Source organism: Halomonas lysinitropha, from assembly GCF_902500215.1.
GTDB classification, from domain to species: domain Bacteria; phylum Pseudomonadota; class Gammaproteobacteria; order Pseudomonadales; family Halomonadaceae; genus Halomonas; species Halomonas lysinitropha.
On sequence record NZ_CABVOU010000005.1, the window covers coordinates 1 to 233 of the forward strand.

General features: G+C 63.1%; 1 protein-coding gene. It reads right to left on the bottom strand.

The features are described 5' to 3' along the window. The coding region (locus HALO32_RS17880; protein ID WP_192576399.1) for a DUF5801 repeats-in-toxin domain-containing protein at positions 1–233 on the bottom strand (233 nt) is incomplete at both ends.

Genomic DNA, 233 nt, shown 5'->3' on the forward strand with positions numbered 1-233 from the left:
GTCGTCCAACAGTTCACCGACGTGGTCGATCTCGGCGTACTGGGTCAGCGTGACCTTTCCCTCGTTGCCTTCGGTGTTGTCCACGCTGATGCGGAAGATATCCGTCACCTCCGCTCCCACCGTGGTCTGGCCGACGATGTCATCGCCGTCCATCGCCAGGGTGATGGGGTTGCCGTCACTGCTCAGCCCGGTGGCCGTCAGACCCTCGCCAATCGACAGGCTGTAGCTCAGCG